This window comes from Micromonospora sp. NPDC000089 (genome assembly GCF_042899365.1).
Lineage (GTDB): Bacteria > Actinomycetota > Actinomycetes > Mycobacteriales > Micromonosporaceae > Micromonospora.
In genome coordinates this window covers 1-25921 of sequence record NZ_JBIAZT010000020.1, presented here as the reverse complement: position 1 = coordinate 25921, position 25921 = coordinate 1, and the positions used below count along the sequence as shown (strand labels likewise).

Below are 25921 nucleotides of genomic sequence, written 5' to 3'. Positions count from 1 at the left end.
CCTTCATCGGGTAAGCGAGGCGTGGCACCCCCGGGGTGTCACGCCTCGCCCGCGAAGACCACCTGGTAGCCGCTGGCCCGCAGCGCGCTGATCAGCGTGTCGGAGTGCTCCACCCCACGGGTCTCCACCGACAGCGCCACCTCCACCTCGCCCAGGCGCAGGTGCGGGTTGGCCCGCTGGTGCTCGACGTCCACCACGTTGGCCCGGTGCTCGGCGATCTCGCTGAGCAGCGACGCGAGCTGGCCGGGCCGGTCGGTGCAGCGCACGGTGACCCGCAGGTAGCGGCCGGCCGCCGCCAGGCCGTGCTCGATCACCCGCAGCATCAGCAGCGGGTCGATGTTGCCGCCGGAGAGCACCGCGACGACCGGCGCCGCCACCTCCACCGCGCCGGCCAGCAGCGCCGCCACGCCGACCGCGCCGGCCGGCTCCACCACCTGCTTGCCGCGCTCCAGCAGCATCAGCAGCGCCCGGGAGATGTCCTCCTCGGAGACGGTGACGATCTCGTCGACCAGCTTCCGGACGTGGGTGAAGGTGATCTCGCCGGGCCGGCCGACCGCGATGCCGTCGGCGATGGTGGAGAAGGCGGGCAGCCGGACCGGTTCGCCGGCGACCAGTGAGGGCGGGAAGGCCGCCGCGCTGGCCGCCTGCACCCCGATCACCCGGACGTCCGGGCGCAGCGCCTTGGCCGCCACCGCCATGCCGGAGATCAGCCCGCCGCCACCCACGCCGGTGATGATGGTGCGCACGTCCGGGCACTGTTCCAGGATCTCCAACGCCACCGTGCCCTGACCGGCGATCACGTCCGGGTGGTCGAACGGGTGGATCAGCACCGCCCCGGTCCGCTCGGCGTACGTCTGAGCCGCGATCAGTGCCTCGTCCACGGTGTTGCCGACCATCTCGATCTGGGCGCCGTACCCCTTGGTGGCCGCCACCTTCGGCAGCGGCGCGTTCACCGGCATGAAGACCGTGGCCCGGGTGCCGACCAGGCCGGCGGCGAGCGCCACGCCCTGGGCGTGGTTGCCGGCGCTGGCCGCGACCACGCCACGGGCCCGCTCGTCGGCCGACAGCCGGGAGATCCGCACGTACGCGCCGCGCACCTTGTACGACCCCGCGCGCTGCAGGTTCTCGCACTTGAGCCAGGCCGGCCCGCCCAGCGTCGCGCTCAACGGCCGGGAGGGCTCCAGCGGCGTGGTACGGGTGACCCCCGCGAGTAGCTCCCGCGCGGCCTGCACATCGGCGAGCCCAACCAGTTCCGTCATGCCCCCGATCGTGCCACCCCCACCCCGCGCCCTCCCCCACCCCGCCCCAACACCCGCGATCTTGCACTTTGTGCCCGCGAAATGAGGCGGTTCGGGGCTTTCGCCGGGGCACAGAGTGCAAGATCGCGCGGGAAGGGTGGGGGCGCGGGGGGGGTGTCCCTATGGGTTTCGTCAAGCGGGGAGGGGGAGGTGGGGGTAGGTGGGGGCGTGGCGGGGCCAGGGGGATTGCATCTCGAACTGGCCTGCTACGGCGAGGAGGAGGAGTTCTGTGCCGGGGGGGCCGATGAGTTGGGCGGCGACCGGGAGGCCGTCGGGGCGGCGGCCGACCGGCACCACGATGGCCGGCAGGCCGGCGATGTTCCACGGGGCGGCGTACGGGGCGTACCGGATGTTGGCCCGCATGTTCGCCAGCCAGGAGCGGCCGGACCAGGCGGCGGCCTCCGGCGGCGGGCCGGCCAGCGCCGGGGTGAGCAGCAGGTCGATCGAGTGGTCGGTGAAGAAGCCGATCGACCGCTCCCGCCAGGCGGCCCGGTCGGCCTCCTTGACGTACCCACGCTTCTGCGCCCACTCGCCGAGCGCGACGTGCCGGCGGCTGCGCCGTTGGAGCTGCCGCGGCGCCACCCCCGCGGCCCGGACGTCGGCGGCGGCCGCGGCGAACCAGGTGGCGATGCCCTGCAGGCCGAGCGCCGTCGGGTAGACGGGGTCGGCCGGGACGGTGTCGTGGCCGGCGGCGGCGAGCAGCCGGCCGGCGGCGGCCACCGCGTCCCGGTTCGGCGCGTCCGGGGAGACGCCGCGCACCGGGGAGCGCAGCGACACGCCCACCCGCAGCCGGGGCGGCGGGACCAGCTTCTCCTGCCGGCGGCCGGCCAGCACCTGGAAGCCGACCGCCGCGTCGGCGACCGTGGTGGTCAGCATGCCGTGCTCGGTCAGGCCGAACCAGTCCTCCGCGCCCAGCTGGCAGGGCACCACGCCCCGGCCCGGCTTCAGCCCGACCAGGCCGCAGCAGGCCGCCGGGATGCGGATCGAGCCGAGGCCGTCGTTGCCGTGCGCGATCGGCACCAGGCCGGCGGCCACCGCGGCGGCCGCGCCACCCGACGACCCACCGGGGGTACGCCGGAGGTCCCACGGGTTACGGGTGACGCCGGTGTCGTCGTCGGTGAGCGCCCACAGCCCCAGCTCGGGCATCCGGGTGGTGCCGAGGATCACCGCGCCCGCGCCGCGCAGCCGCCGGACCACCTCGTGGTCGGCCTCGGCCACCCCGGTCCGCACCGCCGCCGACCCGTTCCAGGTGGGCAGGCCGGCGACCGCGGTGTTCTCCTTGACCGCGACGGGGACGCCGGCCAATGGCAGGTTGGCCAGCTCCTCCTGCTCGTCGACCTTCTCCGCCTCGGTGATCGCCTCCCCGCCGCGCACCGTGCGGAACGCGGCGAGGTCGGCGTCGACCCGGGCGACGTGGTCCAGGTGGTCGGCGACGACCTGGGTGGCGGAGACGTCGCCCCGGCGTACGCCCCGGGCGATCTGCTTGGCGGTCGCCCCCACCCAGGTCGGCATGATGTCCTGCACGGCCACCCTCCCCGCGGTCAGCCCAGCGCCTGCTCCAGATCGGCGAGCAGGTCGTCGACCGTCTCGATGCCGACAGACAGTCGCACGAGATCGCCGGGAACTTCAAGCGGCGAGCCGGCAGCACTCGCGTGTGTCATCCGGCCCGGGTGCTCGATCAGGGATTCCACCCCGCCGAGCGACTCGGCGAGCACGAACAGCTTGGTGCGGTTGCAGACCTCGACGGCCTGCTCCTCGCCGCCCGCCGCGCGGAACGAGATCATCCCGCCGAACCGGCGCATCTGCTTCGCGGCGATCTCGTGCCCGGGGTGCGACGGCAGCCCCGGGTAGAACACCTGGGCCACCTTGGCGTGCCCCTCCAGGTAGGCGGCGATCCGCTCGGCGTTGTCGCAGTGCCGGTCCATCCGTACCCCGAGGGTCTTGATGCCGCGCAGGGTGAGCCAGGCGTCGAACGGGCCGTTGATCGCGCCCATCGCGTTCTGGTGGTAGCGCAGCTCGTCGCCGAGACCCTTGTCCGCCACGATCAGCGCGCCACCGACCACGTCGGAGTGCCCGCCGACGTACTTGGTGGTGGAGTGCACCACCACGTCGGCGCCGTGCGCCAGCGGCTGCTGCAGGTACGGCGAGGCGAAGGTGTTGTCCACCGCGAGCAGCGCCCCGGCGTCGTGCGCGACGGCCGCCATCGCGGCGATGTCGGCGATGCCGAGCAGCGGGTTGGTCGGCGTCTCCACCCAGACGATCTTCGTCTCGCCGGGGCGGATCGCGGCCCGCACGGCGTCCACGTCGGAGACCTTCGCCGGGGTGTACGTCAGCCCCCAGCGCTCGGCCACCCGGGCGAAGAGCCGGTACGTGCCGCCGTACGCGTCGTCCGGGATCACCACGTGGTCGCCCGGCTTGCAGACCGTCCGCAGCAGGGTGTCCTCGGCCGCCAGCCCGCTGGCGAAGGCGAGCCCGACCGTGCCGCCCTCGATCGTGGCGAGGCACTCCTGCAGCGCGTCCCGGGTCGGGTTGCCGGAGCGGCTGTACTCGTAGCCCAGCCGGGGCGCGCCGACCGCGTCCTGGGCGTACGTGCTGGTCTGGTAGATCGGTGGGATAACCGCGCCGGTGCGGGCCTCCGGGTCCTGACCGGCGTGGATCGCGAGCGTCTCGAAGCCGTGACTCATCCCGCAGAGGTTAGTCCGCCCGGTCGCGGCCGGCCGGGGAACCCGCCCGCGGGTCGGGTCGCTCACGCTGTCGGACCGCTCGGCCATACTTGTCGGGTGACCTCGCCAGCCCCGCTGCCGTCCCGCCTGATCGGGGTGGCCGACCGCATCCCGGAGTCGCTCTCGGCCCTGCGCGGCCCCGACCGGGGCCGGGTGAGCCTGCCACTGCGGCTCGCCTGGTCGGGTCCGACCGACTTCGACATCGATGATCCGCGGGAGCGTCTCACGCTCTACTGCCTGCTGTTGGACTGCGGGCAACATGACGACATCGTCCGGTTCGTGGACGGGGGCCTCCTCCGGCGCGACTGGCCCCGGATCCGCCGGTTGACCGCCCGGCGGCTCATCTCGTTGTGGGAGCGACGCCTACCGGAGCTCGTCGGAATCTGATGGATGACCTGCACCGGCGCTTGCTGGCGGTCGGTTTCGCGGCCGGAGACGATCTCGGCCTCGTGCTGGCCGGTGGATACGCGATATGTGCGCACGACCTGCTCGACCGCCCGTCGCGGGACATCGACTTCGCCACCTCTACCGCGCTGCCGATGGCTACCGTGGTGGAACGGCTCGTCGAGGCGTACCACCGGGCCGGGTTCTCCGCGCAGGTCATCGAGGCCACGCCTCGGATGGCGCGGATGCTCGTCCGGAACGACACGTTCGCCTGTGAGGTGGATCTGCTCAAGGAGGCGATCGGACCACCGGCTCGGCTCAGCATCGGCCCGGTCCTCGCGTTTGACGACGCGGTCGGCCTCAAGATGCGTGCCCTGCACGACCGCGCTGCGCACCGGGACTTCATCGATATTCAGGCGGCCAACCGGCTGCTCGGCTGGGTCGAGTTGGAGCGTCTCGGCGCACGTCACACCGCAGGCTTCTCTCTCGACGAGTTGGCGGACCGGCTCGGGGCGATCGACGAGCGGGACGCTAGGGGGTTTCTCTCCTATGGCCTTGTCGAGGCCGACATCGATGCCCTCCGCGTCTGGGCGAGACGATGGGAGGCCGACATCCGGGATCGGCTGGCCGGTGGCGAGACGGGCCCGACCGGCGTCGTCGAGAGCGAGTGGGACGCCTACCTCGACGAGGTCTGATCCGGCGACCGTCCCGGCGAACGCCTAACCTGGCCCGATGAGCGGGTGCGTGTTCTGCGGGATCGTGGCCGGCGAGGTGCCGGCTTTCCGGGTGGCCGACGAGCCGGACGGTGTCGCCTTCCTGGACACCCGACCGGTCTTCAAGGGGCACGTGCTGGTGGTGCCCCGCACCCACCTGGTCACCCTCACCGACCTGCCGACCGACGACCTGGCCGGCTACTTCGGCCTGGTCCAGCGGGTCGCGGCGGCCGTGGAGTCCGGTCTGGGGTCCGGCGGGACGTTCGTGGCGCAGAACAACAAGGTGTCCCAGTCCGTCCCGCACCTGCACACCCACGTGGTGCCCCGGACGAAGGGCGACGGGCTGCGCGGCTTCTTCTGGCCCCGCCACCGGTACGCCGACGACGCCGAGGCGCAGACGTACGCCGACCGGGTCGCCGCCGCCCTCTGACTGCACGACCTCCGGCGGAGGATCGGGACTGTCAGCGGGTGGGTGGGCCGGCGACGAAGGCCCGCCAGGCGGCCGGCGGGAAGGCCAGCGCCGGCCCCGACCGGTCCTTGCTGTCGCGGACGGCCACGACGCCCGGCAGGTTGTCGGCCACCTCGACGCAGTTGCCGCCGTTGCCGCTGCTGCGGGTGCTGGTGCGCCACCGCGCTCCGGTCAGCTCCATGCCCGTGCCGCCTCCTCGATCAGTCCGGCGCTCGCCCGGGCGGGCAGCGCCTCGGCGCGCACCGACTCCCAGGTCCGCAGCAGCGATAGTACGTCCGCGCCACGCGACACCACGTGCCCCTGGAGTTGGTTGTCCAGGTAGGCCACGTCGTCGCCGTCGACGGTGGTGGCGACCACGAACGCCCCGTTCAGGCCCGGATAGGCGCCGGCGGCGACCGGCACGACATGCAGGTGTACGTGGTACCTGCGGCCGACCTCGACCAGGTGGGCGAGCTGGGCGGCCATCACCGCCGGCCCGCCGACCGGCCGGCGCAGCACGAGTTCGTCGAGCACCACGACGAGTTGCGGCGGCGTCGGCCGGGCCAGCACCACCTGGCGTTCCAGTCGGGCGGCCACCAGGTGCTCGACCTGCTCGTCGCTGAACCGGCCGGCACCGGTGAGCAGCGCCCGCGCGTACTCCTCGGTCTGGAGCAGGCCCGGCACGACAAGCGGTTCGTACGACCGCAGGGTGGCTGCCTCCTGCTCGATCTTTGCCCACTCGCGGAACCAGGGCAGCAGCACCTCGCGGCCCAACTGCTCCCGGATGCGGCCGAGCAGCCCGTCGGTGCGCAGCGCCTCGTCGCAGCGGGCGGTGAAGTCCGGTCGGGGCAGTCGCCGCCCCTGCTCCACCGCCGCGATGAGCGACCCCGAATAGCTGATCTGCTGCCCCAACGACTCCTGGGACAGCCCGGCCGCGCAGCGCGCCCGACGCAGTTCCCCGGCGAACAGCTCCACCAGTGCCGAACCCGCCACCCGCTCACCTCCACCACCGACCGAACCGGGCAGACGCGCCGGAACTGCACACGGTAACGGCGGCGTGACCCTACGGGGAGCCCGCCGCCCTGCACAGAAGGATGTGTGTGCCTGGGCTCGCGGCGGGCGGGTAAGGAACTGGGGCCCGGCGGCGTTGCACGCGGGGAAGAGGTACGAGAGGAGACCCACCGTGTTCCTTCGCCGCATGAAGGCCGAGATGATCAGCCCCGACCAGGCCCTGAAGGGCCGTTCGATCGCGATGCCGATCGGTGACCGGCACGAGGTGCTGGGGTCGTCCCTGAAGGGCCCGTTCCCGGAGGGTTCCCAGGTCGCCGTCTTCGGAATGGGTTGTTTCTGGGGTGCCGAGCGGCTGTTCTGGACCCTGCCGGGCGTGCTCACCACGTCGGCCGGCTACGCGGGTGGCTTCACCGCCAACCCGACGTACGAGGAGGTCTGCTCGGGGATGACCGGGCACGCCGAGGTGGTCCAGGTGGTCTACGACCCGTCGACGATCAGCTACGAGGACCTGCTCAAGGTCTTCTGGGAGAACCACGACCCGACCCAGGGCATGCGCCAGGGCAACGACGTGGGCAGCCAGTACCGCTCGGCGATCTACACCACCACGGACGACCAGGCGGCCGTCGCCCGGGCGTCCCGCGACGCGTTCGCGCCGATCGTGGCGCGGGCCGGCAAGGGTGAGATCACCACGGAGATCGCCCCGCTGGGCGACTACTACTTCGCCGAGGACTACCACCAGCAGTACCTGGCGCCGACCAAGAACCCGAACGGCTACTGCAACCACGGCCCGAACGGGCTGACGTGCCCGGTGGGCGTGGCCAAGACCGGCTGACCCCCGCTTAGCTGGCCCGCGGACGCGTGAGCCGCGGGCCAGCTCCGAAAATCTGTACAGACTTCGCGGATAGAGATCACCAGACACGGTCACGCCGCCGCGGTGCTCATCTCTGCCGACGATCTCGCGGCGCTGGAAGAGACGCTGGAGGTTCTGTCCAGCGCGGTGGCCAGGCGGCAACTTGCCGAGTCCAAGGCAGCCGTCGAGGCCGGTGACATCCTCGACGCCGACGAACTCGCGGCGTTGATGGCGAAGCGGTCGAAGCAGGCACGGTGACTGGCCCAGCCCTCGACCGCTACCGACTTCAGGTCGCCGGCCCGGCCGCACGCGCCTTGGCCGGACGGCTACCAGAAAAGATCGCCGCAGCCGTCTACGAGTTCGTCACCACCGTCCTCCTCGACAACCCCCATCGCGTCGGCAAACGACTGCTTCTGCCGGCGTTCGAGGGGACCTGGTCGGCCAGACGGGGCACGTATCGCGTCCTCTACGAGATCGACGACGACCGCGTCGTGACCGTGACGGCAATCGAACACCGCGCCGACGCATACCGGTCACGTTGATTCCAAGGGGCGAATCAGTACATCACTGTTCGCCAGGGTCGAAGAGCCCGAACGGCTACGGCAACCACGGGCCGAACGGGCTGAGCCGCCCGGTCGGGGTGGCCGGGACGGCCTACCCTCGCGGTCGCTCCGGCGCGTCCACCGGACCCGCGCCGGGCCGCGTCCAGGGGTCGCCGGCCCCTCCGCGCCGCTGCGGCTACGACTCCAGGTGAGCGGCGAGATTCGCCAGCGAGGACGCGAGGCCGGCCGCGTGGTCCTCGGCGGAGATGCCGGCGGGGACGTCGTCGGCCCGGAAGGTGACCTCGGCCCCGTGACCAGCGGCGGCGACCTCCCAGGTCATGGTCATCGTGCCGGCGTACGACGGATCGTCGGAGACGAAGTCCACCGCCTGCACGACCCGCACGCCGGGGACGAGTTCGACGAACCGCGCCTCGACGATGTCGGAGTCCGCGGTCGCCTTGCCCGGCGCCGCCGAGGCGTCCGCGTAGGTCAGGATCATCCGGTACGTCCCACCGGGTCGCGGATCGAATCGCTCGAACCTGCCGCTCATGCCGTCCGGCGGCAACCACACCGCGAGCGCATCCGGATCGACCAGGGCCTGGTAGACCCGTCCGGGCGGAGCGGCGATCATCCGGGTTGCGGTGTCCGTTCGTGACATCGCTGCACTTTACTGCCGAAACGGCATCCCACCCCCGCCCGTACGCCGGGGGCCGCCGCGCCGCCGTGCCGGGCCTGCGGTGTTTGTCACACCGTCGGCCCCGGTCGAACCGGGCACCGCGCGGCCCCCGGCAGGAAGCGGCGGCCGTGGGACACCATTACGCGGAGTGGTGCGCATACTAGCAAGTACGTAACACCGTCGACATCAACTCAACAGGCGAAGTGCACCAACCTCTGGCAGCATTGCCTGCCATGTGCGGACTTGCGGGAGAGTTCCGCCGTGACGGCTCGCGCGCCGACGTGTCGGCGGTGGAGCGCATGGCGGCCACGATGAGTGACCGGGGGCCCGACGACAGCGGGGTCTGGTCCCAGGGGCCGACGGCCCTCGGGCACCGACGCCTGAAGATCATCGACCTCTCCGCCGCCAGCGGCCAGCCGCTGGTCGACCCGGGCGCCGGGCTGAGCGGGGTCTTCAACGGCTGCATCTACAACTACCGCGAGCTGCGCGAGGAGCTGCAGGCCAAGGGGCACCGCTTCTTCTCCTCCGGCGACAGCGAGGTGGTCATCAAGGCGTACGCCGAGTGGGGGCTCGACTTCGTCGACCACCTGATCGGCATGTTCGCCGTGGCGATCAGCGAGCGGGACACCGGCCGGCTGGTGCTGGCCCGGGACCGGCTCGGCATCAAGCCGCTCTACCTGGCCGAGACGCCCGGCGTGGTGCGCTTCGCCAGCACCCTGCCGGCGCTGCTGGCCGGCGGCGGCATCGACACCTCGATCGACCCGGTGGCGCTGGCCCACTACCTCAGCTTCCACAGCATCGTGCCGCCGCCGCGGACCATCCTGCGCGGTGTCACCAAGCTGCCCCCGGCGACCGTCCGGGTGTACGAGGCGGACGGCCGCACCTCCGAGCGGGTCTACTGGGACCCGTCCTTCACCCGGAACGCCGAGCGGGCCGGCTGGTCCGAGCGGGACTGGCAGGACGCCCTGCTGGAGTCGCTGACCACCGCGGTGCGCCGCCGGATGGTCGCGGACGTGCCGGTCGGCGTGCTGCTCTCCGGCGGGCTGGACTCCAGCCTGGTGGTCGCACTGCTGGCCGGGGAGGGGCAGACCCGCTCCGGGCTGTCCACCTTCTCCATCGGCTTCGACGCCGTCGGCGGCCGGGAAGGCGACGAGTTCGTCTACTCCGACCTGGTGGCCAAGACCTTCGGCACCGACCACCACCAGATCCGGGTGGCCGCACAGGACCTGGTGCCCCCGCTGGAGGCCGCCGTCGCCGCGATGAGCGAGCCGATGGTCAGCCACGACTGCGTCGCGTTCTACCTGCTCAGCCAGGAGGTGGCCAAGCACGTCAAGGTGGTCCAGTCCGGGCAGGGCGCGGACGAGATCCTCGGCGGCTACCACTGGTACCCACCGCTTTCCGGGGTGGACCGGGAGCAGGCGCTCGAGACGTACGCGAAGGCGTTCTTCGACCGGGACGCGGCCGGACTGGCCCGGGTGCTCAACCCGGACTGGCTGGCCGGGGGCGACCCGGCGCGGGAGTTCGTGGCCGCGCACCTGGGCCGCCCCGGCGCGCAGACCGCGGTCGACGCCGGCCTGCGGATCGACACCCAGGTCATGCTGACCGACGACCCGGTCAAGCGGGTGGACAACATGACCATGGCGCACGGGTTGGAGGCCCGGGTGCCGTTCCTCGACCACGAGTTCGTCGAGCTGGCGGCGAGCTGCCCGCCGGAGCTGAAGCTGGCCCAGGGCGGCAAGGGCGTGCTCAAGGAGATCGGCCGCCGGGTGCTGCCGCACGAGGTGATCGACCGCCCCAAGGGTTACTTCCCGGTGCCGGGCCTCACCCACCTGGAGGGCAAGCTCCTGGACCGGGTACGCGACGCGCTCTCCGCGCCCGCCGCCCGGCGCCGCGACCTGTTCCGCGCCGACTACGTCGACGCGCTGCTCGCCGACCCGAACGCCGAACTGACCCCGTTGAACGGAAACAAGCTGTGGCAACTGGGACTCCTGGAAATGTGGCTCCAGAGCCACGGAATCGACTGACCGTGACCGACACCCTCGCCACCGGCACGGCCCGCACCGACCGGGAGCGGGTGCTCGGCCGCCGCCGGGAACACATCGGCCCCGGCGGCGACCCGGTCGCCCCCGGTACGCCCGAACCGCGCCCGGCGTCGGAGGGCGCCGACGGCGTGGTGCTGGACTGCGGCTGGGGTCGGCTGGTCTTCGGTCAGACCTTCGCCGACCCGGAGGCGGTGGCCGACGTACTGCGCTCCGAGGCCGCCGGCGCCCGGGACATCTGCATCTACCTGCGCGACCCGCACGTGCTGGTCTCCCGGCTGCACGACGAGCTGTTCATCGACCCGTCGCTGACCTACCGGCTGCCGCTGGGCGAGCACCGCCCGGCCGCCACCGACGGCGGGGACGAGATCCCCGGCCTGGTGATCCGCCCGCTGCGCGACGCCGAGGACGCGGACGCGGTGAACCGGATCTACGCCCGCAACGGCATGGTCACCGCACCGGTCGACGTGCTGGTCGACAACGCCGGCACGGACGAGTTCCTGCACCTGGTCGCCGAGGCGTCCACCGGCGAGATCGTCGGCACCATCACCGGCGTCGACCACGTGGCCGTCTTCGACGACCCGGAGGGCGGCGCCAGCCTCTGGTGCCTGACCGTCGACTTCAACCACGCGCCGCCGGGCACCGGGCAGGCCCTGCTCACCGGGCTGGCCGACCGGCTGGACGAGCGCGGGCGGGCCTTCGTCGACCTGTCGGTGCTGGCGGAGAACTCCGGCGCGATCCGGCTCTACGAGCGGCTGGGCTTCCACCGCACCGGCACGCTCTGCGTCAAGCGGAAGAACCCGATCAACGAGCGGCTCTTCCTGCCCGCCACCCCGGACGGGTACGACGAGCTCAACCCGTACGCGAAGATCGTCGCGGACGAGGCGATGCGCCGCGGCATCCGGGTGGAGGTCACCGACCCGCAGTGGGGTGAGCTGCGGCTGACCAACGGCGGCCGGACCATCCACACCCGCGAGTCGCTGTCCGAGCTGACCTCGGCGGTGGCGATGAGCCGCTGCGACGACAAGCGGGTCACCCGACGCATCCTCACCGAGGCCGGCCTGTCGGTGCCGCGCGGTCGCACCGCCACCGGTGAGCCGGACGACCTCGCGTTCCTCCAGGAGTTCGGCCCGGTGGTGGTCAAGCCGGCCCGCGGCGAGCAGGGCAACGGCATCACCGTGGGCGTACGCACCGCCGAGGCGCTGACCGCGGCGGTGGAGCTGGCCCGGCGGTTCTGCCCGGAGGTGCTGATCGAGGAGCTGCGCGCCGGCGAGGACCTGCGGGTGATCGTGATCGACCACGAGGTGGTGGCCGCCGCGGTCCGCCGGCCGGCGCAGGTCACCGGCGACGGCGTGCACGACATCACCGAGCTGATCGAGCGGCAGAGCCGGCGCCGGGCGGCCGCCACCGGTGGCGAGTCCCGGATCCCGATCGACGAGATGACCCGCGAGGTGGTGGCCGACGCCGGGCACCGGATGCACGACGTGCTGCCCGAGGGCGAGGTGCTGCCGGTCCGGCGGACGGCCAACCTGCACACCGGTGGCACAATCCACGACGTGACGGCCGAACTGCACCCCACGATCGCGGAGGCCTGCGTGGCCGCCAGCCGGGCCCTGGACATCCCGGTCACCGGGCTGGACCTGCTGGTTCCCGCCCCCGACCGGCCCGAGCACGTCTTCATTGAGGCCAACGAGCGCCCGGGGCTGGCCAACCACGAGCCGCAGCCGACCGCCGAGCGCTTCGTGGACCTACTCTTCCCCGGCACCCGGGCACCGCAGCGGCTGTGGAGCCCGGCAGGTCCGGGAGGGGCGGCGTGAGCCCGAAGCCGCTGGAGATCGACCTGGAGTACCTCCGCCAGGTGCTGGTGGAGCTGCTGGAGATCCCGAGCCCGTCGGGGCGTACCGACCACGTGCAGCAGTACGTGGGCGAGCGGCTGTCCGCGCTGGGCATCCCGTCCACGCTGACCCGGCGCGGGGCGCTGAGCGCGTGCCTGCCCGGCCCCCGCTCCACCGGGGCCGACCGGGCGATCGTGGTGCACACCGACACCATCGGCGGGATGGTCAAGCGGCTGAAGGAGAACGGCCGACTGGAGCTGACCTCCATCGGCACGCACAGCGCCCGGTTCGCCGAGGGCGCCCAGGTGCGGGTCTTCACCGACGAGCTGGACCGGGTGATCACCGGGCAGGTGCTGCCGCTGAAGGCCAGCGGTCACCGCTACAACGACGACGTCGACCTGCAGGGCGTCGGCTGGGAGCACGTCGAGGTCCGGGTCGACGAGCCGGTCGAGGACATCGCCGGCCTGCGCGCGCTCGGCATCGACGCCGGGGACTTCGTCGCGTTCCTGCCCAACCCGACGGTCACCACGAACGGGTACGTGAAGTCCCGGCACCTGGACGACAAGGCCGGCGTGGCCGCGGTGCTGACCGCGTTCAAGGCGATGGTCGACGCCGGGGTCACCCCGGCGGTCACCGCGCACCTGCTGGTCACCGTCACCGAGGAGATCGGTCACGGGGCCAGCCACGGCCTCGACCCGGACGTCGCCGAGATCGTCTCGGTGGACGCGGCGGTGGTCGCCCCCGGCCAGCAGTCCCGGGAGGACGCGGCCACGGTGGCGATGGGCGACAGCGTCGGGCCGTTCGACTACCACCTGACCCGCAACCTCGCCTCGATCGCCGGGGAGCACGGCGTCGAGCTGGTCCGGGACGTCTTCGACTTCTACCGCTCGGACGTGGCGGCGGCGGTCGAGGCGGGCGCGCACGCCCGGGTCGCGCTGCTCGGCTTCGGGGTGGACGCCACCCACGGCCACGAGCGCACCCACCTGGACGGGCTGCGGCACCTCACCCAGCTGCTCTGCCTCTACCTGCAGAGCGACCTGGTCTTCCCCGAGTGGGATGCCGAGCCGGAGGGCGACCTGGCCGACTTCCCGTCCCTGTCGGTGCAGCCGGCCTCCGAGGACGGGCCCCGCGAGGGGCCGATCGGCATCGCCGACTCGTTCTGAGCCGCCGTCACATTCCCGTGGAGTCTGTGATCGAAATCCGTTGCCGGTGCCGCCGGGAAGTGGATAGCGTGGCGGTACACGCGAAAGGAGGTGGTCCAGACTTGTATAGCAATCGGACTCGTGAGGTGGCTGTCCGCTAGCCGCTGTCCTCGACAGTGACAGACCGTCCGCCGCGAGGCGGGCAATGCACCATCGTCGAGACCGTGTGGCAGCGGTGCGGCGAATACCAGGCAGCCACCCGACCCCCGGGGCGCCGACCCAGTCCAGTCGGCCCGTGCGTCAGCGCGGAGCGCCCCGGGGGTCGCCTTATGTCCGGGGGTGATCACGTGTCGATGCGCGAGCTGGTGGTGCTCGGGACGGCCAGTCAGGCCCCGACCCGGCTGCGCAACCACAACGGGTACGTGCTGCGCTGGGACGACGAGGTGATCCTCTTCGACCCGGGCGAGGGCAGCCAACGGCAACTCCTGCATACCGGGATCACCGCCACCGATCTGACCCGGATCTGCGTCACCCACTTCCACGGCGACCACTGCCTCGGCCTGCCCGGCACCATCCAGCGGCTCTCCCTGGACCGGGTGCCGCACCCGGTGGCGGTGCACTTCCCGGCCGGCGGCGCCGAGTACTTCGCCCGACTGCGGCACGCCAGCTCCTTCCACGAGACGGCCGAGCTGGCCGTCGAGCCGATCGAGGCGGACGGGCAGAGCATCACCCTGGGCGTCGGCACGCTGGAGGCCCGCCGGCTGCGACACCCCATCGAGACGTACGGCTACCGGCTGGTGGAGCCGGACGGCTGCCGGATGCTGCCGGAGAAGCTGGCCGCGTACGGCATCGCCGGTCCGGCGGTCGGTGAGCTGCAGCGCGTCGGCCACCTGGACGTCGACGGGCGCCGCGTCACCCGGGACGAGGTGAGCGTGACCCGGCCCGGCCAGCGGTTCGCCTTCGTGATGGACACCGGCCTCTGCGACGGGGTGTACGCCCTCGCCGAGCACGCCGACCTGCTGGTCATCGAGTCGACGTTCCTCGACTCGGAGGCCGCGTTGGCCGCCGAGGTCGGCCACCTGACCGCGGCCCAGGCCGCCCGCGTGGCCACCGAGTCGGGGGTACGCACGCTGGTGCTCACCCACTTCTCCCAGCGGTACGCCGACCCGCGCCGCTTCCTCGACGAGGCCCGCGCGCACTTCGCCGGCGACCTGGTGATCGCCGAGGACCTGATGACCGTGCCGGTGCCGCCCCGACGGGTAGCCTCGGCCGGGTGACCGTCGTCCTGCGCCCCGCCACCGACGCGGACCTGATGGCCGTGGGCGCCCTGCATCAGCGCTCCCGGGTGGCCGCGTACTCGTCGTTCCTGGCGGCGGAGGCGCTGGCCGAGCCGGGCCCGGAGGCGATGGGGCGGTACTGGGTGGAGCGGTGGGCCTGGGAGCGGGACGACCACCGGATGACCGTCGCCGAGCGGGACGGCCGGCTGGTCGGCTTCAGCTACCTCGGCCCGGACGACGAGGGCGACCCGGCCACTGGCCTGCTCAACGCCATCCACCTGGCGCCGGCCGAGCGGGGCCGGGGCACCGGCCGGGAGCTGATGGTCGACGCGCTGGCCGCCATGCGGGAGCGCGGTTGGACCGGCGCGGTGCTCTGGGTGCTGGAACGCAACGCCGACGCGCGACGCTTCTACGAGCGCGGCGGCTGGTCGCCCACCGGCCTCCGCCGCGACGACCACATCGGCCCCGCCCTCGTCCCCCAGCTCCGCTACGCCCGCCCCCTCTCCCCTCTCCCCCTGCGCGGCCGAGCACCTCGCCGATCTAGGGATTGATGCTGTGGTTGGAGATCAACTGACAGCAACTATCCCTAGATCGACGAGGGATGGGGCGCGGGAAGAGGGCGGGGCGGGTGGGGTCAGTGGGCGCCGAGGTGGGCGAGGAGGTCCTGGCGGGTGAGGACGCCCTTGGGCTTGCCGTCGACCAGCACCAGGGCGGCGTCGGACTTCTCCAGCATGGCGACCGCCTCGCTGACCGGCTGGCCGCCGCCGATCATCGGCAGCGGCTCGGCCATGTGCCGCTCGATGGTGTCGTGCAGGTGGGCCTGGCCGGTGAAGAGCGCGTCGAGCAGGTCCCGCTCGGCGATCGAACCGGCCACCTCGCCGGTCACCACCGGCGGCTCGGCCTTGAGCACCGGGAGCTGGGAGACGCCGTACTCGCGCATGTAGTCGATCGCGTCGCGGACCGTCTCGGTCGGGTGCACGTGCACCAGCTCGGGCAGGCCGCCCGGCTTGCTGGCCAGCGCGTCGGCCACGGTCGGCTCGCTGCCGGCGTGGTCCAGGAAGCCGTACCGGGCCATCCACCTGTCGTTGAAGATCTTCGACAGGTAGCCCTTGCCGCTGTCCGGCAGCAGCACCACGACCACGTCGTCCGGGCCGGCCTTGCGGGCCACCTCCAGGGCGGCCACCACGGCCATCCCGCAGGAGCCGCCGACCAGCAGGCCCTCCTCGCGGGCCAACCGCCGGGTCATCTCGAAGGACGCCTTGTCGGAGACCTCGATGATGTCGTCGGCGATGTCCCGGTCGTACGTCGTCGGCCAGAAGTCCTCGCCGACGCCCTCGACCAGGTACGGCCGGCCGGTGCCGCCGGAGTAGACCGATCCCTCCGGGTCCGCCCCGACGACCTTCACCCGGCCGTCGGAGGCCTCCTTCAGGTAACGCCCGATGCCGGAGATGGTGCCGCCGGTGCCGACGCCCGCCACGAAGTGGGTGATCCCACCCTCGGTCTGCTTCCACAGCTCCGGGCCGGTGGTCTCGTAGTGCGAGCGCGGGTTGGCCGGGTTGCTGTACTGGTCGGGCTTCCAGGCGCCGGGGATCTCCCGGGCCAGCCGGTCGGAGACGTTGTAGTAGGAGCGCGGGTCCTCCGGCGCGACCGCGGTCGGGCAGACCACCACCTCGGCGCCGTACGCCCGCAGCACGTCCTGCTTGTCCTGGCTGACCTTGTCGGGGCAGACGAACACGCACCTGTAGCCCTTGAGCTGGGCCACCAGGGCCAGCCCGACCCCGGTGTTGCCGCTGGTCGGCTCGACGATGGTGCCGCCGGGCTTGAGGATCCCGGCGGCCTCGGCGTCCTCCACCATCCGCAGCGCGATCCGGTCCTTCACCGAACCGCCGGGGTTGAGGTACTCCACCTTCGCCAGCACGGTCGCCTGGATGCCCTCGGTGACGTTGCGCAGGCGTACCAGCGGGGTGTTGCCGATCATGTCGACGACGTTGTCGTAGTACTGCACCTCGTTGTGCCCTTCGTTGCGGCGCCGGGGACGGCGGCCTGGCAGACGGTCCGTTGTCCGCCAGGGTACGTGCCGTCAGGCCGGGGCATGCCCGGGGATGACGGAGCTGCGACGTGCCTCCCACTCCAGGAATCGCTCGGTCTCCGACAGCACGCTGCCGGCCAGCCAGGTGACCATCACCGCGTCGTCCACCAGGCCGAGGAGGGTGAGGAACAGCTCCGGCACCACGTCGATCGGGGAGACCACGTACGCCGCCGCGGCCGTCATCAGCGCCAGCCGCAGGCCGCCGTCGTACTCGCCCTTGGCGGTGGCCCGGACCATCCGCGGCAACGCCGCCAGCCGAGTGCCCAGCGAGGGCCCACCCCGCGCCCCGGCCGCCAACGCCCGAGCGAGCGCGGTGAACGCCGCGGTCCGCTTCAATGTCCTGCCCATCAGTCCAGCCCCTCTCCGCCGACCAGGGTGACGGGCGCGCGCAAATCCGCCGCCACCTGCGGCCGGGTGCCGATCGTCCCGCGCCGCTGTCGGATCAGGTACCCAGAACCGTCGTTCCCCAGCCTTCCACCGGCCGTCGTGACGACAGCGGCGTGTCGCGGAGGCGCGATAATGTCGGGGTATGGGGGTGGCTGGATCCGTCGTACCGGTTGGTCCGCGCTGGCAGCGAGCCCGGCAGATCGCCTGGGTGACGGCCATCGGCACGGGCGCCACCGCGGCGGCCGTGGTGGCGACCGGCGGGGTGCTGATCGGGCAGGCCCGCCAGGCCCGCCGGGTCATCCCGGTGGCCGAGGCGCCGCCGCCACGCTGCGACGGCCTGTACGGCGGCAAGCAGCCGGGCCCCCCGCTCACCATGGTCGTCCTGGGTGACTCCTCCGCGGCCAGCTACGGGGTGCACCGGCGACGAGAGACCCTGGGCTCGCTACTCGCCACCGGGCTGACCCGACGGCTGCGGCGACCCGTCCGGCTGCACCGCTTCGCCGTGGTTGGTTCCCTGTCGGCGGGGCTGAAGCCGCAGGTCGAGGCGGCGTTGGAGCGGGATCCCGACGTGGCGGTGATCCTGATCGGCGGCAACGACGTCACCAACCGCACGCCGCCCGCCCTGGCCGTCCGCTATCTGGTCGACGCCGTCCGGGCGCTGCGCGCCGCCGGCTGCGAGGTGGTCGTCGGCACCTGCCCGGACCTCGGCGCGATCCAGCCGATCCAGCCGCCGCTGCGCTGGCTGGCCCGGCGGTGGAGCCGCCAGCTGGCCGCCGCGCAGACGGTCGCGGTGGTCGAGGCGGGCGGTCGGACGGTCTCGCTGGGGGACATGCTCGGCCCACGGTTCAGGGCCGAGCCGACCCGGATGTTCGCCTGGGACCGGTTCCACCCGTCGGCCGAGGGCTACGCGATGGCCGCCGCGGCGCTGCTGCCCACCGTGCTCTCCGCGCTGGGGGCGGGCGCCGAACGCAGGGGTGTTCCGATCCCCGGCGAGGGCGTACGGTCGCTGCCGCAGGCCGCGCAGGAGGCGGCCCGGCACGCCGGCACGGAGGTCAGCGGCGTCCAGGTCCGGGGCCGCGACCGCGGGCCGGCGGGCCGCTGGGCGCAGCTGCGGCGGAGGGCGTTCTTCGGCGTCGGGCCGGGGTCACCCACCGGCGCCGTGGCCGACTCACCCACCCTGGAGGGACTGCCATGAGCGAGCGCAGCGAGCGAATCGGTCGGCACAGCGCCATGGAGTCTCATGGCCGGTCGGAGCGAAGCGGAGAGCGGCCATGAGCGAGCGGATCGGCATCGGTACGGAACTCGCGCTCCGGTTGGGGCGGGCGGCGGCCGTCTCCCTCGTCGCCGGCACGCTCGGCGGGGCGGCGGTGCTGGCCGGTCAGGCGGTGGCGGCCCGCAACCGCGCGTACGCCCAGCCGGAGCTCGGCCTGGCGCTGCGGGCCACGGTGGGTCGGGCGGGCGCCCCGCCGCTGCGGCTGGTGCTGCTCGGCGACTCGTCGGCGCTGGGTGTCGGCGTGGAGCGCTTCGAGGAGACCGTGGGTGGTCAGCTGGCGCACCTGCTGGCCGAGGGGCCGGGTGGCCGCCGGGTGCACCTGTCCAGCGTCGGCGTCTCCGGTTCCCGCTCGACGGACCTGGCCACCCAGGTGGCGCGGGCGCTGCTGGGCGAGCATCCGGACGTGGCGGTGATCCTGATCGGCGCCAACGACGCCACCGCGATGCGGCGGCCGGTGGAGGCCGCCGCGTACCTCTCCTCGGCTGTCCGCCGGCTGCGGGAGGCCCGGGTGGAGGTCGTGGTCGGCACCTGCCCCGACCTCGGCGCGGTCCGCGCGGTCGCGCCGCCGCTGCGTCAGGTGATCGGCTGGTCCGGTCGGCGGATCGCCCGGGCGCAGACCGCCGCGGTGCTGGACGCCGGCGGGACCGTGGTCGACCTCGGCACCGAGACGGGCCCGGTGTTCCGGGCGGACGCCGGCACGCTCTGCCACGACGGCTTCCACCCGTCGGCCGACGGTTACCGGGTCTGGGCGCATGCCCTGCTTCCGGCGGTCGTCGCCGCGGCGGTGGCCACCCGGCACTGACGCCGGGGCAACGGCGCGGCGACGGGCCGGGCGGTCAGGCGGCCGGCGGGTGACATTTCCCGGCGCACGGGCAGCTTCCGCGCCAAGTTACCGGCGAGTTAACGTTGGTTCATGCCGATTGAGTCCCCCCGCGACGCCGTCATCGTCGCCACCGCCCGGTCCCCCATCGGTCGCGCGCACAAGGGTTCGCTGCGCGAGGTGCGCCCGGACGACCTGGCCGCCACCATCGTCCAGGCCGCCCTGGGCAAGGTCCCCCAGCTCGACCCGACCGAGATCGACGACCTCTACCTGGGCTGTGGCCTGCCCGGCGGCGAGCAGGGCTTCAACATGGCCCGGGTGGTCGCCACCCTGATGGGCCTGGACGGCCTGCCCGGCGCGACCCTCACCCGGTACTGCGCGTCCTCGCTGCAGACGACCCGGATGGCGATGCACGCGATCCGGGCCGGCGAGGGGGACGTCTTCGTCTCCGCCGGCGTCGAGATGGTCTCCCGGTACGCCCGGGGCAACTCCGACGGCCTGCCGCCGGAGGCGCAGGCGCTGGTCGGCGGCGGCTGGGAGAACCCGCGCTTCGCCGAGGCCCACGAGCGCTCGAAGCGCCGGGCCGAGGGCGGCGCCGAGGTCTGGACCGACCCGCGCGACGCCGGCCAGCTGCCCGACATCTACCTGAGCATGGGGCAGACCGCCGAGAACCTGGCCCAGGTGCACGACGTGACCCGCGAGGACATGGACGCGTTCGGCGTACGCAGCCAGAACCTTGCCGAGAAGGCGATCGCCGACGGCTTCTGGGCCCGTGAGATCACCCCGGTGACCACGCCGGACGGCACCGTGGTGAGCGCCGACGACGGCCCGCGCGCCGGGGTGACCCTGGAGGCGGTGGCCGGGCTGAAGCCGGTCTTCCGCCCGGACGGCCGGATCACCGCCGGCAACTGCTGCCCGCTCAACGACGGCGCCGCCGCCGTGGTGATCATGAGCGCCCAGCGGGCCCAGGAGCTGGGGGTCACCCCGCTGGCCCGGATCGTCTCCACCGGCGTCACCGCGCTCTCCCCCGAGATCATGGGACTCGGCCCGGTGGAGGCCTCGAAGCAGGCGCTGAAGCGGGCCGGGATGACCATCGACGACGTCGACCTGGTGGAGATCAACGAGGCGTTCGCCGCCCAGGTGATCCCGTCGTACCGGCAGTTGGGCATTCCGGAGGAGAAGCTGAACGTGATGGGCGGCGCGATCGCGGTCGGCCACCCGTTCGGCATGACCGGCGCCCGGATCACCGGCACCCTGCTCAACGCCCTGGAGTGGCACGACAGGACGATCGGCCTGGAGACCATGTGCGTCGGCGGTGGCCAGGGTATGGCGATGGTGCTGGAGCGGCTGAGCTGACGGTGGTTCGATGACCGGCGGGCCGGGTAGCGTTCCGGGATGGCGACGATCGTGGAACGGGAACGCAAGTACTCGGCCGACGACGGCTTCCGCCTGCCGGACCTGACGGGGTGCGGTGGCGTCGCGACGGTGTCCGACGCCACCGCCCTCGAGCTGGACGCGGTCTACCTGGACACCCCCGACCTGCGGCTGGCCCGCAGCGGGTACGCGCTGCGCCGGCGCACCGGCGGTCACGACGCCGGCTGGCACCTGAAGGTGGGCGCGGCCGGCGGCCCCCGCACGGAGTACCAGTTCCCCGCCGGCCCGGACGACGGCGACCCGCCGGCCGAGCTGGTCGGCCTCTTTCGGGGCGCGGCCCGGGGCACGGCGGTGGCGCCGGCGGCGCGGGTGGTCAACCACCGGCTGGAACGCCGCCTGCGGGACAAGCGCGGCCGGGTGCTGGCCGAGGTGGTCGAGGACACCGTCGAGTCGGAGGACCTGGTCAGCGGCGAGCGGCAGGCCTGGCGGGAGATCGAGGTCGAGCTGGTCGACGGCGACGAGGCGGTGCTCGACGCGGTCGAGGCGCGGCTGCGCGAGGCGGGCGCCCGGCCGGTGCCGGTGTCCAAGTCGCACCGCGCCCTGGGCGCCCGGCTGGCCGCCGCGAACGAGGTACGCACCGAGCCGGCGGTGGCCCCGGTGCTCGACTACGCGCGCGCCCAGCGGGACGTGCTGATCGGCAACCACCCGGCGGCCCGGCACGGTGACGAGGACGCGGTGCACGACATGCGGGTCGCGATCCGCCGGCTGCGGGCCACCCTGCGTACTTTCCGGGGGCTGTGGGACCGGCGGGAGAGCGAGGCCGTCCGGGCCGAGCTGCGCTGGCTCGGCGCCGAGCTCGGGCCGGTCCGGGACGCCCAGGTGATGGCGGCCCGGCTCACCCAGGCGGTGCACGCCGAGCCGGCCGAACTGGTGCTCGGGCCGGTGGTCGCCCGGATCGGCGAGCGGTTCGCCGTGGACGTGGCGGCCGCCCTGGACGAGCTGGGCCGGGCGCTGGACTCCGACCGGTACACCGGCCTGCTGACCCGGCTGGACGCCCTGCTGGAGGGGCCGACCGCCGGCACCGCCGACGCCCGCTGGGTGAACCGGCGGGTGCGCCGGGCGGTGACCCGCGCCGATGACCGCCTGGACCGCGCCCTCACCGGCCGGCGTCCGGCCCACCCGGGCGAGGAGGAGGACGTCGCGCTGCACGAGGCGCGCAAGTCGTACAAGGCCGCCCGGTACGCCGTGGAGGTGCGCGAGCCCGTCGTCGGCCGGCCCGCCGCCCAGCTGGTGAAGCGGCTCAAGGAGCTGCAGGACGTGCTCGGCGCCCACCAGGATTCGGTGATCACCCGGGACGTGCTGCGGACCCAGGCGCTGCGGGCGTACGCGGACGGGGAGAACACCTTCACCTACGGGCTGCTGCACGCCCGCCAGGCGGCCGAGGCGGAGCGGGACGTGCGCGACGCGGCGGTGGCCCGGGACCGGTCCCGCCGGCCGAAGGTCCGGCGCTGGCTGGCGGACTGACCGGTCAGAGCGCGGACCGGGTCGCCGTCACCGCGGCGGTGGCCCGGGCCAGCTCCGCCTCCGGCGGGCCGGCCGCCACCAGGTCGGCCACCACCACCCGCAGCTGGTCGGGCAGCGCCCGGTCGTTGGCCAACCGGGGTACGGCCCGAGGCGGGGCACCCTCCGCGTCGGCGGCCAGGTTGGCGATCTCCTGCACCAGCTTGTGCACCAGGTCGGCGCGGGACACGTTGCCGGCGTCGGCCTTGGCCGCCCAGCGCGGCTGCTCCCAGTGCCCGACCTGACCGACCAGCCGCCGCACCGCCCGGTCCAGCTCCTCCGCTGCGCTCACCGGGCCGAGTCTACGGCCGGCCCGGCGGCGCACCCGGGCCCGCCGCGACGCTGACGCCGGATACGGCGACGCCCGCCGCCGCGGAACGCGGTGGCGGGCGTCGGGGCCGCGGGGACGGATCAGTCGTCGCCCTGGAAGTAGCTGATCAGGCGCAGCAGCTCCAGGTAGAGCCAGACCAGGCTGACCACGATGCCGAACGCGGCCGTCCAGGAGTAGCGCTGCGGCAGGCCCATCCGGACGCCGTCCTCGACCTCGGCGAAGCTGAGCACGAAGCTCAGCGAGGCGACCACGACGCAGACCAGGCTGAAGCCGATGGCCAGCGGGCTGCCGTCGCGTAGGCCGGTGTTCACTCCGAAGAGCGCGAGCACCAGGTTGATCAGCATGACCGCGAACAGGCCGGCCATCACCGCGATCATGCCCTTGACGAAGCGCGGCGTGGCCCGGATGACGCGCGCCTTGTAGAGCATCGCCATCACGAAGAACACGCCGAAGGTGGCCACCACGGCCTGCAGCACGATGCCCGAGTACAACGACTCGTACGCCTTGCTGACCAGGCCGACGAACGCGCCCTCGACCACCGCGTACGCGATGACCAGGGCCGGGTTGGCGATCCGGGAGAACGAGATGATCAGGCCGAGCACCAGGCCGACCACGGCGGCGCCGATCCAGGCGACGCTGACCAGCGAGGCCGGCACCAGCACCCAGGCGGCCGCGGCGGAGACGCCGAGGATGCCCAGGAGGGCGACGGTCTTGACCACCACGTCGTCGATCGACATGGTCCCGGACACCGTGGGGGCGGCCGGGTATCCGGGCTGGCCCGGGTACTGCTGGGGAATACCGGGCTGTCCGTAACCGTAGCCGGGCTGGGCGTACCCGGCGGAGCGCTCCCGCTCGGCCGCCTGGCCGAGCCGGGTCAGCACCGGGTTCGTGGTCTTCACTTTCTCAGGCCTCCCTCAGGGGGTCGTCGCACACAGAAGCGTGCCCTTCAAGGGTAGACGGCCGGCGCTCCCCGGCGCGTCGCGGGAAGCTGTGGGAAAGCTGAGAGTGCCCGGGGCGGGGGTCGAACCCGCACGCCTTGCGGCAGCCGCTTTTAAGGCGGCCGTGTCTGCCGTTCCACCACCCGGGCCGGGCTGGGCGGTCGGGTCGGACCGCGCCGGTTGCCCTGTCACGGTAACCGTTGCGCGGCGACCCGGCGTACCCCGTCACCCCCGCCGCACTAGGGTCGAGCCGTGACCAGCGCAGCCCGTACGGCGTCCGACGCCGACCCCGCCCTCGCGGTCGGCCCCGCCGAGCAGGCCACACCCGTACCCCGGTCCGCCCGCTGGCGGGCCCGGGCCGCCCGGCACCGGGTCGACCTCTGCGTCGGACTGCTCGTCGTGCTGCTCGCGGGCTGGCTCACGCACGGGCTCTGGCCCGACCCGACCGGTCGGGTGCTGGCGCTCAACCCGGAGGACCAGACCCTCTACGAGTGGTTCCTGGCGGTCGACTCGCGGGCCCTGCTGGGCGACTTCCGGCTGATCACCGACCGGCTCAACGCCCCGGACGGGGTGAACCTGATGGCCAACACCACGGTCATCGCGCTGGGTGTGCTGTTCGCCCCGGTCACGTGGCTGTTCGGCGCGCCGGTCACCTTCGCCCTGCTGGCCGGGGCGAACCTGGCCGGCACCGCGACCGCCTGGTACCTGCTGTTCACCCGGGCGCTGCGGGCCCGCCCGCTGGCCGCGGCGCTGGGCGCCGGGCTCTGCGGCTTCGGCCCGGGCATGCTGTCGCAGAGCAACAGTCACCTGCACATGACCGCCCAGTGGCTGGTGCCGGTGATCGTCTGGCTGGTGATCCGGCTGCTGCGGGCCGCCGATCCGGCCCGGGACGGGCGGGGCGCGCCGGACCGGCGGCGGCTGCTCACCTCGGCGGTGGGCCTGGCGACCGCGGTCACCGTGCAGGTCTTCATCGGCGAGGAGGTGCTCTTCCTCTGCGCGCTCACCCTGCTGGTGATGGCGGTCGCGTACGGGCTGGCCGACCGGGAGCTGGCGCGTCGGGCGTGGCCGGGCTTCGCCGGTGGGATGCTGCTCGCCGCCGGGCTGGCGCTGCTCGTCCTCGGCTACCCGCTGTGGTTGCAGTTCGCCGGGCCGCAGGGCATCACCGAGGGGATGTTCAGCCCGCACTACTTCTCGGCCGACCTGGCCAGCTGGTGGACGGTCTCCCCGCTGTCGGTGGTGGGCAGCGACTCCGCGGCCCGGCTGACCACCGGCCCGGCCGAGTACAACACCTTCCTCGGCTGGCCGCTGCTGCTGGTCACCGTCGCCGCCGTGGCCTGGCTCGGCCGCCGGCCGCTGGTGGTGGCCTGCGGCGCCGCCGCGCTGATCATGGGTGCGCTGTCGCTCGGCCCGCAGCTGGTGCTGCACGGCCAGCGCAGCACGCTGCCCGGGCCGTACGCGCTGCTGGCCGGGTTGCCGGTGGTGGACGGCGCGCTGCCGATGCGCTTCGGTCTGGCCGTGCTGCCGCTGGCCGCCACCCTGCTGACCCTGGCGGTGGACCGGGCGCTGCGGGACACCGGGCGGGCCCGCCGGCTGGTGCCGGCCGTCGCGGGCGCGGCGCTGCTGGTGATCTTCCCCGCGCCACTGCCGACGACCGACCGCCCGGCGCTGCCCGAGTTCATCACCGGTGGCCACTGGAGACAGTGCGTGCCGCCCGGTGGGGTGCTGGTACCGGTGCCCGCGGCCACCCCGAGGCAGCCCTGGCCGATGCGCTGGGCAACCGGCGCCGACGCGGCGTTCGGCATCCCGGAGGGCTTCTTCATCGGGCCGTACGGTCGGGACGGCGCCCCCGTGATGGGCACCTACAAGGAGCCCACCTCGGCCCTGCTGGCGGACGTCGCCAAGCGAGGCGAGGAGCCGCCGATCGGCCCCGAGCAGCGCCGACAGGCGGCCCGGGACGCCGAATTCTGGGGCGCGGACTGCGTCGCGCTGACCGACGACGCGCCGCACGCGGAGAGCCTGCGCCGCACGCTGGTGCGGCTCTACGGCCCGGGAACCCGGATCGCCGACGCCTGGACCTGGCGGGTCTGAGACACCACACGCGGAAGGGCCCCTCCCGGACCGCGGGTTCTAGCGATCCCCGCAACACCCTGTATTTCAGGGAGTTGCGGGGATCGTGGGTTTTGAGGGCTTGAAGGTGAGGTTCTTCGAGGC

General features: G+C 73.3%; 25 protein-coding genes, 1 tRNA gene and 1 pseudogene. 16 read left to right on the top strand and 11 right to left on the bottom strand.

The features are described 5' to 3' along the window. Positions 1 to 38: 38 nt before the first annotated feature. The 3 genes from ilvA to ACFY3U_RS25720 form a co-directional block, all read right to left on the bottom strand. Positions 39 to 1259: a threonine ammonia-lyase gene (ilvA, locus tag ACFY3U_RS25730; RefSeq protein ID WP_387206220.1), complete on the bottom strand. Its 1221-nt coding sequence runs from the start codon at positions 1257 to 1259 to the stop codon at positions 39 to 41. A gap of 171 nt (positions 1260 to 1430) precedes the next feature. Further along, on the bottom strand, positions 1431 to 2828 hold the full coding sequence (locus ACFY3U_RS25725) for an amidase (protein WP_387206218.1): 1398 nt from the start codon (positions 2826 to 2828) through the stop codon (positions 1431 to 1433). An 11-nt stretch (positions 2829 to 2839) separates the two neighbouring features. Then, positions 2840 to 3982: a cystathionine gamma-synthase gene (locus tag ACFY3U_RS25720; protein WP_387206216.1), complete on the bottom strand. Its 1143-nt coding sequence runs from the start codon at positions 3980 to 3982 to the stop codon at positions 2840 to 2842. 96 nt (positions 3983 to 4078) lie between these two features. Between ACFY3U_RS25720 and ACFY3U_RS25715 the strand changes: the two genes are divergently transcribed. The 3 genes from ACFY3U_RS25715 to ACFY3U_RS25705 are packed head-to-tail and all read left to right on the top strand — an operon-like array spanning position 4079 to position 5548. After that, positions 4079 to 4408, top strand: coding sequence for a hypothetical protein (locus ACFY3U_RS25715; protein WP_387206214.1), 330 nt, complete (start codon positions 4079 to 4081; stop codon positions 4406 to 4408). Beyond that, on the top strand, positions 4408 to 5100 hold the full coding sequence (locus ACFY3U_RS25710) for a nucleotidyl transferase AbiEii/AbiGii toxin family protein (RefSeq protein WP_387206212.1): 693 nt from the start codon (positions 4408 to 4410) through the stop codon (positions 5098 to 5100). The genes ACFY3U_RS25715 and ACFY3U_RS25710 overlap by 1 nt, the downstream gene beginning before the upstream one ends. A gap of 37 nt (positions 5101 to 5137) precedes the next feature. After that, positions 5138 to 5548, top strand: coding sequence for an HIT family protein (locus ACFY3U_RS25705; protein ID WP_387206210.1), 411 nt, complete (start codon positions 5138 to 5140; stop codon positions 5546 to 5548). 31 nt (positions 5549 to 5579) lie between these two features. Here the strand turns inward: ACFY3U_RS25705 and ACFY3U_RS25700 are convergent, their stop codons facing one another. Together ACFY3U_RS25700 and ACFY3U_RS25695 are read right to left on the bottom strand one after the other, a co-directional pair. Then, complete coding sequence (locus ACFY3U_RS25700) at positions 5580 to 5768, bottom strand: DUF397 domain-containing protein (RefSeq protein WP_387206209.1); 189 nt, start codon at positions 5766 to 5768, stop codon at positions 5580 to 5582. Then, positions 5759 to 6559, bottom strand: a complete 801-nt coding sequence (locus ACFY3U_RS25695) for a Scr1 family TA system antitoxin-like transcriptional regulator (protein WP_387206207.1) — start codon at positions 6557 to 6559, stop codon at positions 5759 to 5761. Before ACFY3U_RS25695 ends, ACFY3U_RS25700 begins: the two co-directional genes overlap by 10 nt. Before the next feature lie 190 nt (positions 6560 to 6749). Between ACFY3U_RS25695 and msrA the strand changes: the two genes are divergently transcribed. The 3 genes and pseudogenes from msrA (at position 6750) to ACFY3U_RS25680 (ending at position 7969) form a co-directional block, all read left to right on the top strand. Further along, complete coding sequence (gene msrA, locus ACFY3U_RS25690) at positions 6750 to 7409, top strand: peptide-methionine (S)-S-oxide reductase MsrA (RefSeq protein ID WP_387206205.1); 660 nt, start codon at positions 6750 to 6752, stop codon at positions 7407 to 7409. A 54-nt stretch (positions 7410 to 7463) separates the two neighbouring features. Beyond that, positions 7464 to 7685: pseudogene (locus ACFY3U_RS25685) on the top strand (type II toxin-antitoxin system Phd/YefM family antitoxin); the annotation flags it as partial. Then, entirely contained in the window at positions 7682 to 7969 is a 288-nt protein-coding gene (locus ACFY3U_RS25680) for a type II toxin-antitoxin system RelE/ParE family toxin (protein WP_387206203.1), read from the top strand. The pseudogene ACFY3U_RS25685 and the gene ACFY3U_RS25680, both read left to right, overlap by 4 nt. Positions 7970 to 8165: 196 nt before the next feature. Here the strand turns inward: ACFY3U_RS25680 and ACFY3U_RS25675 are convergent, their stop codons facing one another. Beyond that, positions 8166 to 8627: an SRPBCC family protein gene (locus ACFY3U_RS25675; RefSeq protein ID WP_387206201.1), complete on the bottom strand. Its 462-nt coding sequence runs from the start codon at positions 8625 to 8627 to the stop codon at positions 8166 to 8168. Positions 8628 to 8878: 251 nt separating this feature from the next. Between ACFY3U_RS25675 and ACFY3U_RS25670 the strand changes: the two genes are divergently transcribed. The 5 genes from ACFY3U_RS25670 (at position 8879) to ACFY3U_RS25650 (ending at position 15489) form a co-directional block, all read left to right on the top strand. Next, a complete protein-coding gene (locus ACFY3U_RS25670) occupies positions 8879 to 10669 on the top strand; it encodes an N-acetylglutaminylglutamine amidotransferase (RefSeq protein ID WP_387206199.1) in 1791 nt (596 codons plus the stop codon). A gap of 2 nt (positions 10670 to 10671) precedes the next feature. Then, positions 10672 to 12501: an N-acetylglutaminylglutamine synthetase gene (gene ngg / locus ACFY3U_RS25665; protein ID WP_387206197.1), complete on the top strand. Its 1830-nt coding sequence runs from the start codon at positions 10672 to 10674 to the stop codon at positions 12499 to 12501. After that, positions 12498 to 13682: an osmoprotectant NAGGN system M42 family peptidase gene (locus ACFY3U_RS25660; RefSeq protein ID WP_387206195.1), complete on the top strand. Its 1185-nt coding sequence runs from the start codon at positions 12498 to 12500 to the stop codon at positions 13680 to 13682. Before ngg ends, ACFY3U_RS25660 begins: the two co-directional genes overlap by 4 nt. A 326-nt stretch (positions 13683 to 14008) precedes the next feature. Continuing rightward, positions 14009 to 14938 (top strand): ribonuclease Z, encoded by a 930-nt coding sequence (locus ACFY3U_RS25655; RefSeq protein WP_387206193.1) that lies wholly within the window; start codon positions 14009 to 14011, stop codon positions 14936 to 14938. Next, complete coding sequence (locus ACFY3U_RS25650; RefSeq protein ID WP_387206191.1) at positions 14935 to 15489, top strand: GNAT family N-acetyltransferase; 555 nt, start codon at positions 14935 to 14937, stop codon at positions 15487 to 15489. Before ACFY3U_RS25655 ends, ACFY3U_RS25650 begins: the two co-directional genes overlap by 4 nt. A gap of 83 nt (positions 15490 to 15572) precedes the next feature. Here ACFY3U_RS25650 and ACFY3U_RS25645 read toward each other — a convergent pair whose 3' ends face one another. Together ACFY3U_RS25645 and ACFY3U_RS25640 are read right to left on the bottom strand one after the other, a co-directional pair. Further along, the gene (locus ACFY3U_RS25645) at positions 15573 to 16943 is read right to left on the bottom strand and encodes a cystathionine beta-synthase (protein ID WP_387206189.1); all 1371 of its coding nucleotides are present in this window, start codon (positions 16941 to 16943) and stop codon (positions 15573 to 15575) included. A 75-nt stretch (positions 16944 to 17018) separates the two neighbouring features. After that, positions 17019 to 17375 (bottom strand): YkvA family protein, encoded by a 357-nt coding sequence (locus ACFY3U_RS25640; RefSeq protein ID WP_387206187.1) that lies wholly within the window; start codon positions 17373 to 17375, stop codon positions 17019 to 17021. 181 nt (positions 17376 to 17556) lie between these two features. Here ACFY3U_RS25640 and ACFY3U_RS25635 point away from each other — a divergent pair, with 181 nt between their 5' ends. The 4 genes from ACFY3U_RS25635 (at position 17557) to ACFY3U_RS25620 (ending at position 22405) form a co-directional block, all read left to right on the top strand. Then, entirely contained in the window at positions 17557 to 18609 is a 1053-nt protein-coding gene (locus tag ACFY3U_RS25635) for an SGNH/GDSL hydrolase family protein (protein WP_387206186.1), read from the top strand. Between the two features lie 76 nt (positions 18610 to 18685). Further along, the gene (locus ACFY3U_RS25630; RefSeq protein WP_387206184.1) at positions 18686 to 19489 is read left to right on the top strand and encodes an SGNH/GDSL hydrolase family protein; all 804 of its coding nucleotides are present in this window, start codon (positions 18686 to 18688) and stop codon (positions 19487 to 19489) included. A 111-nt stretch (positions 19490 to 19600) separates the two neighbouring features. After that, the gene (locus tag ACFY3U_RS25625; protein ID WP_387206182.1) at positions 19601 to 20863 is read left to right on the top strand and encodes an acetyl-CoA C-acetyltransferase; all 1263 of its coding nucleotides are present in this window, start codon (positions 19601 to 19603) and stop codon (positions 20861 to 20863) included. Positions 20864 to 20902: 39 nt separating this feature from the next. Then, positions 20903 to 22405 carry a CHAD domain-containing protein gene (locus tag ACFY3U_RS25620; protein WP_387206180.1) on the top strand — a complete coding sequence of 501 codons (1503 nt, stop codon included), beginning with the start codon at positions 20903 to 20905 and terminating at the stop codon, positions 22403 to 22405. Between the two features lie 4 nt (positions 22406 to 22409). Here the strand turns inward: ACFY3U_RS25620 and ACFY3U_RS25615 are convergent, their stop codons facing one another. The 3 genes from ACFY3U_RS25615 to ACFY3U_RS25605 form a co-directional block, all read right to left on the bottom strand. Then, positions 22410 to 22733: a hypothetical protein gene (locus ACFY3U_RS25615; protein WP_387206178.1), complete on the bottom strand. Its 324-nt coding sequence runs from the start codon at positions 22731 to 22733 to the stop codon at positions 22410 to 22412. 119 nt (positions 22734 to 22852) lie between these two features. Then, positions 22853 to 23671, bottom strand: coding sequence for a Bax inhibitor-1/YccA family protein (locus ACFY3U_RS25610; protein ID WP_387206176.1), 819 nt, complete (start codon positions 23669 to 23671; stop codon positions 22853 to 22855). Positions 23672 to 23778: 107 nt separating this feature from the next. Then, positions 23779 to 23859: transfer RNA gene (locus ACFY3U_RS25605), tRNA-Leu, on the bottom strand. A 103-nt stretch (positions 23860 to 23962) separates the two neighbouring features. On the opposite strand from ACFY3U_RS25605, the gene ACFY3U_RS25600 reads away from it, so the two are divergent. Continuing rightward, positions 23963 to 25798, top strand: coding sequence for a hypothetical protein (locus ACFY3U_RS25600; protein ID WP_387206174.1), 1836 nt, complete (start codon positions 23963 to 23965; stop codon positions 25796 to 25798). The last annotated feature ends 123 nt before the right edge of the window (positions 25799 to 25921 follow it).

Excerpts from the sequence above, each read along its gene's own strand:
- ACFY3U_RS25670 (WP_387206199.1), top strand. The coding sequence starts at position 8,879 with ATGTGCGGACTTGCGGGAGAGTTCCGCCGTGACGGCTCGCGCGCCGAC.
- ACFY3U_RS25620 (WP_387206180.1), top strand. The coding sequence starts at position 20,903 with ATGGCGACGATCGTGGAACGGGAACGCAAGTACTCGGCCGACGACGGC.
- ACFY3U_RS25635 (WP_387206186.1), top strand. The coding sequence starts at position 17,557 with ATGGGGGTGGCTGGATCCGTCGTACCGGTTGGTCCGCGCTGGCAGCGA.
- ACFY3U_RS25640 (WP_387206187.1), bottom strand. The coding sequence starts at position 17,375 with ATGGGCAGGACATTGAAGCGGACCGCGGCGTTCACCGCGCTCGCTCGG.
- ACFY3U_RS25710 (WP_387206212.1), top strand. The coding sequence starts at position 4,408 with ATGGATGACCTGCACCGGCGCTTGCTGGCGGTCGGTTTCGCGGCCGGA.
- ACFY3U_RS25625 (WP_387206182.1), top strand. The coding sequence starts at position 19,601 with ATGCCGATTGAGTCCCCCCGCGACGCCGTCATCGTCGCCACCGCCCGG.
- ilvA (WP_387206220.1), bottom strand. The coding sequence starts at position 1,259 with ATGACGGAACTGGTTGGGCTCGCCGATGTGCAGGCCGCGCGGGAGCTA.
- ACFY3U_RS25720 (WP_387206216.1), bottom strand. The coding sequence starts at position 3,982 with ATGAGTCACGGCTTCGAGACGCTCGCGATCCACGCCGGTCAGGACCCG.
- ACFY3U_RS25630 (WP_387206184.1), top strand. The coding sequence starts at position 18,686 with ATGAGCGAGCGGATCGGCATCGGTACGGAACTCGCGCTCCGGTTGGGG.
- ACFY3U_RS25705 (WP_387206210.1), top strand. The coding sequence starts at position 5,138 with ATGAGCGGGTGCGTGTTCTGCGGGATCGTGGCCGGCGAGGTGCCGGCT.
- ACFY3U_RS25675 (WP_387206201.1), bottom strand. The coding sequence starts at position 8,627 with ATGTCACGAACGGACACCGCAACCCGGATGATCGCCGCTCCGCCCGGA.
- ACFY3U_RS25700 (WP_387206209.1), bottom strand. The coding sequence starts at position 5,768 with ATGGAGCTGACCGGAGCGCGGTGGCGCACCAGCACCCGCAGCAGCGGC.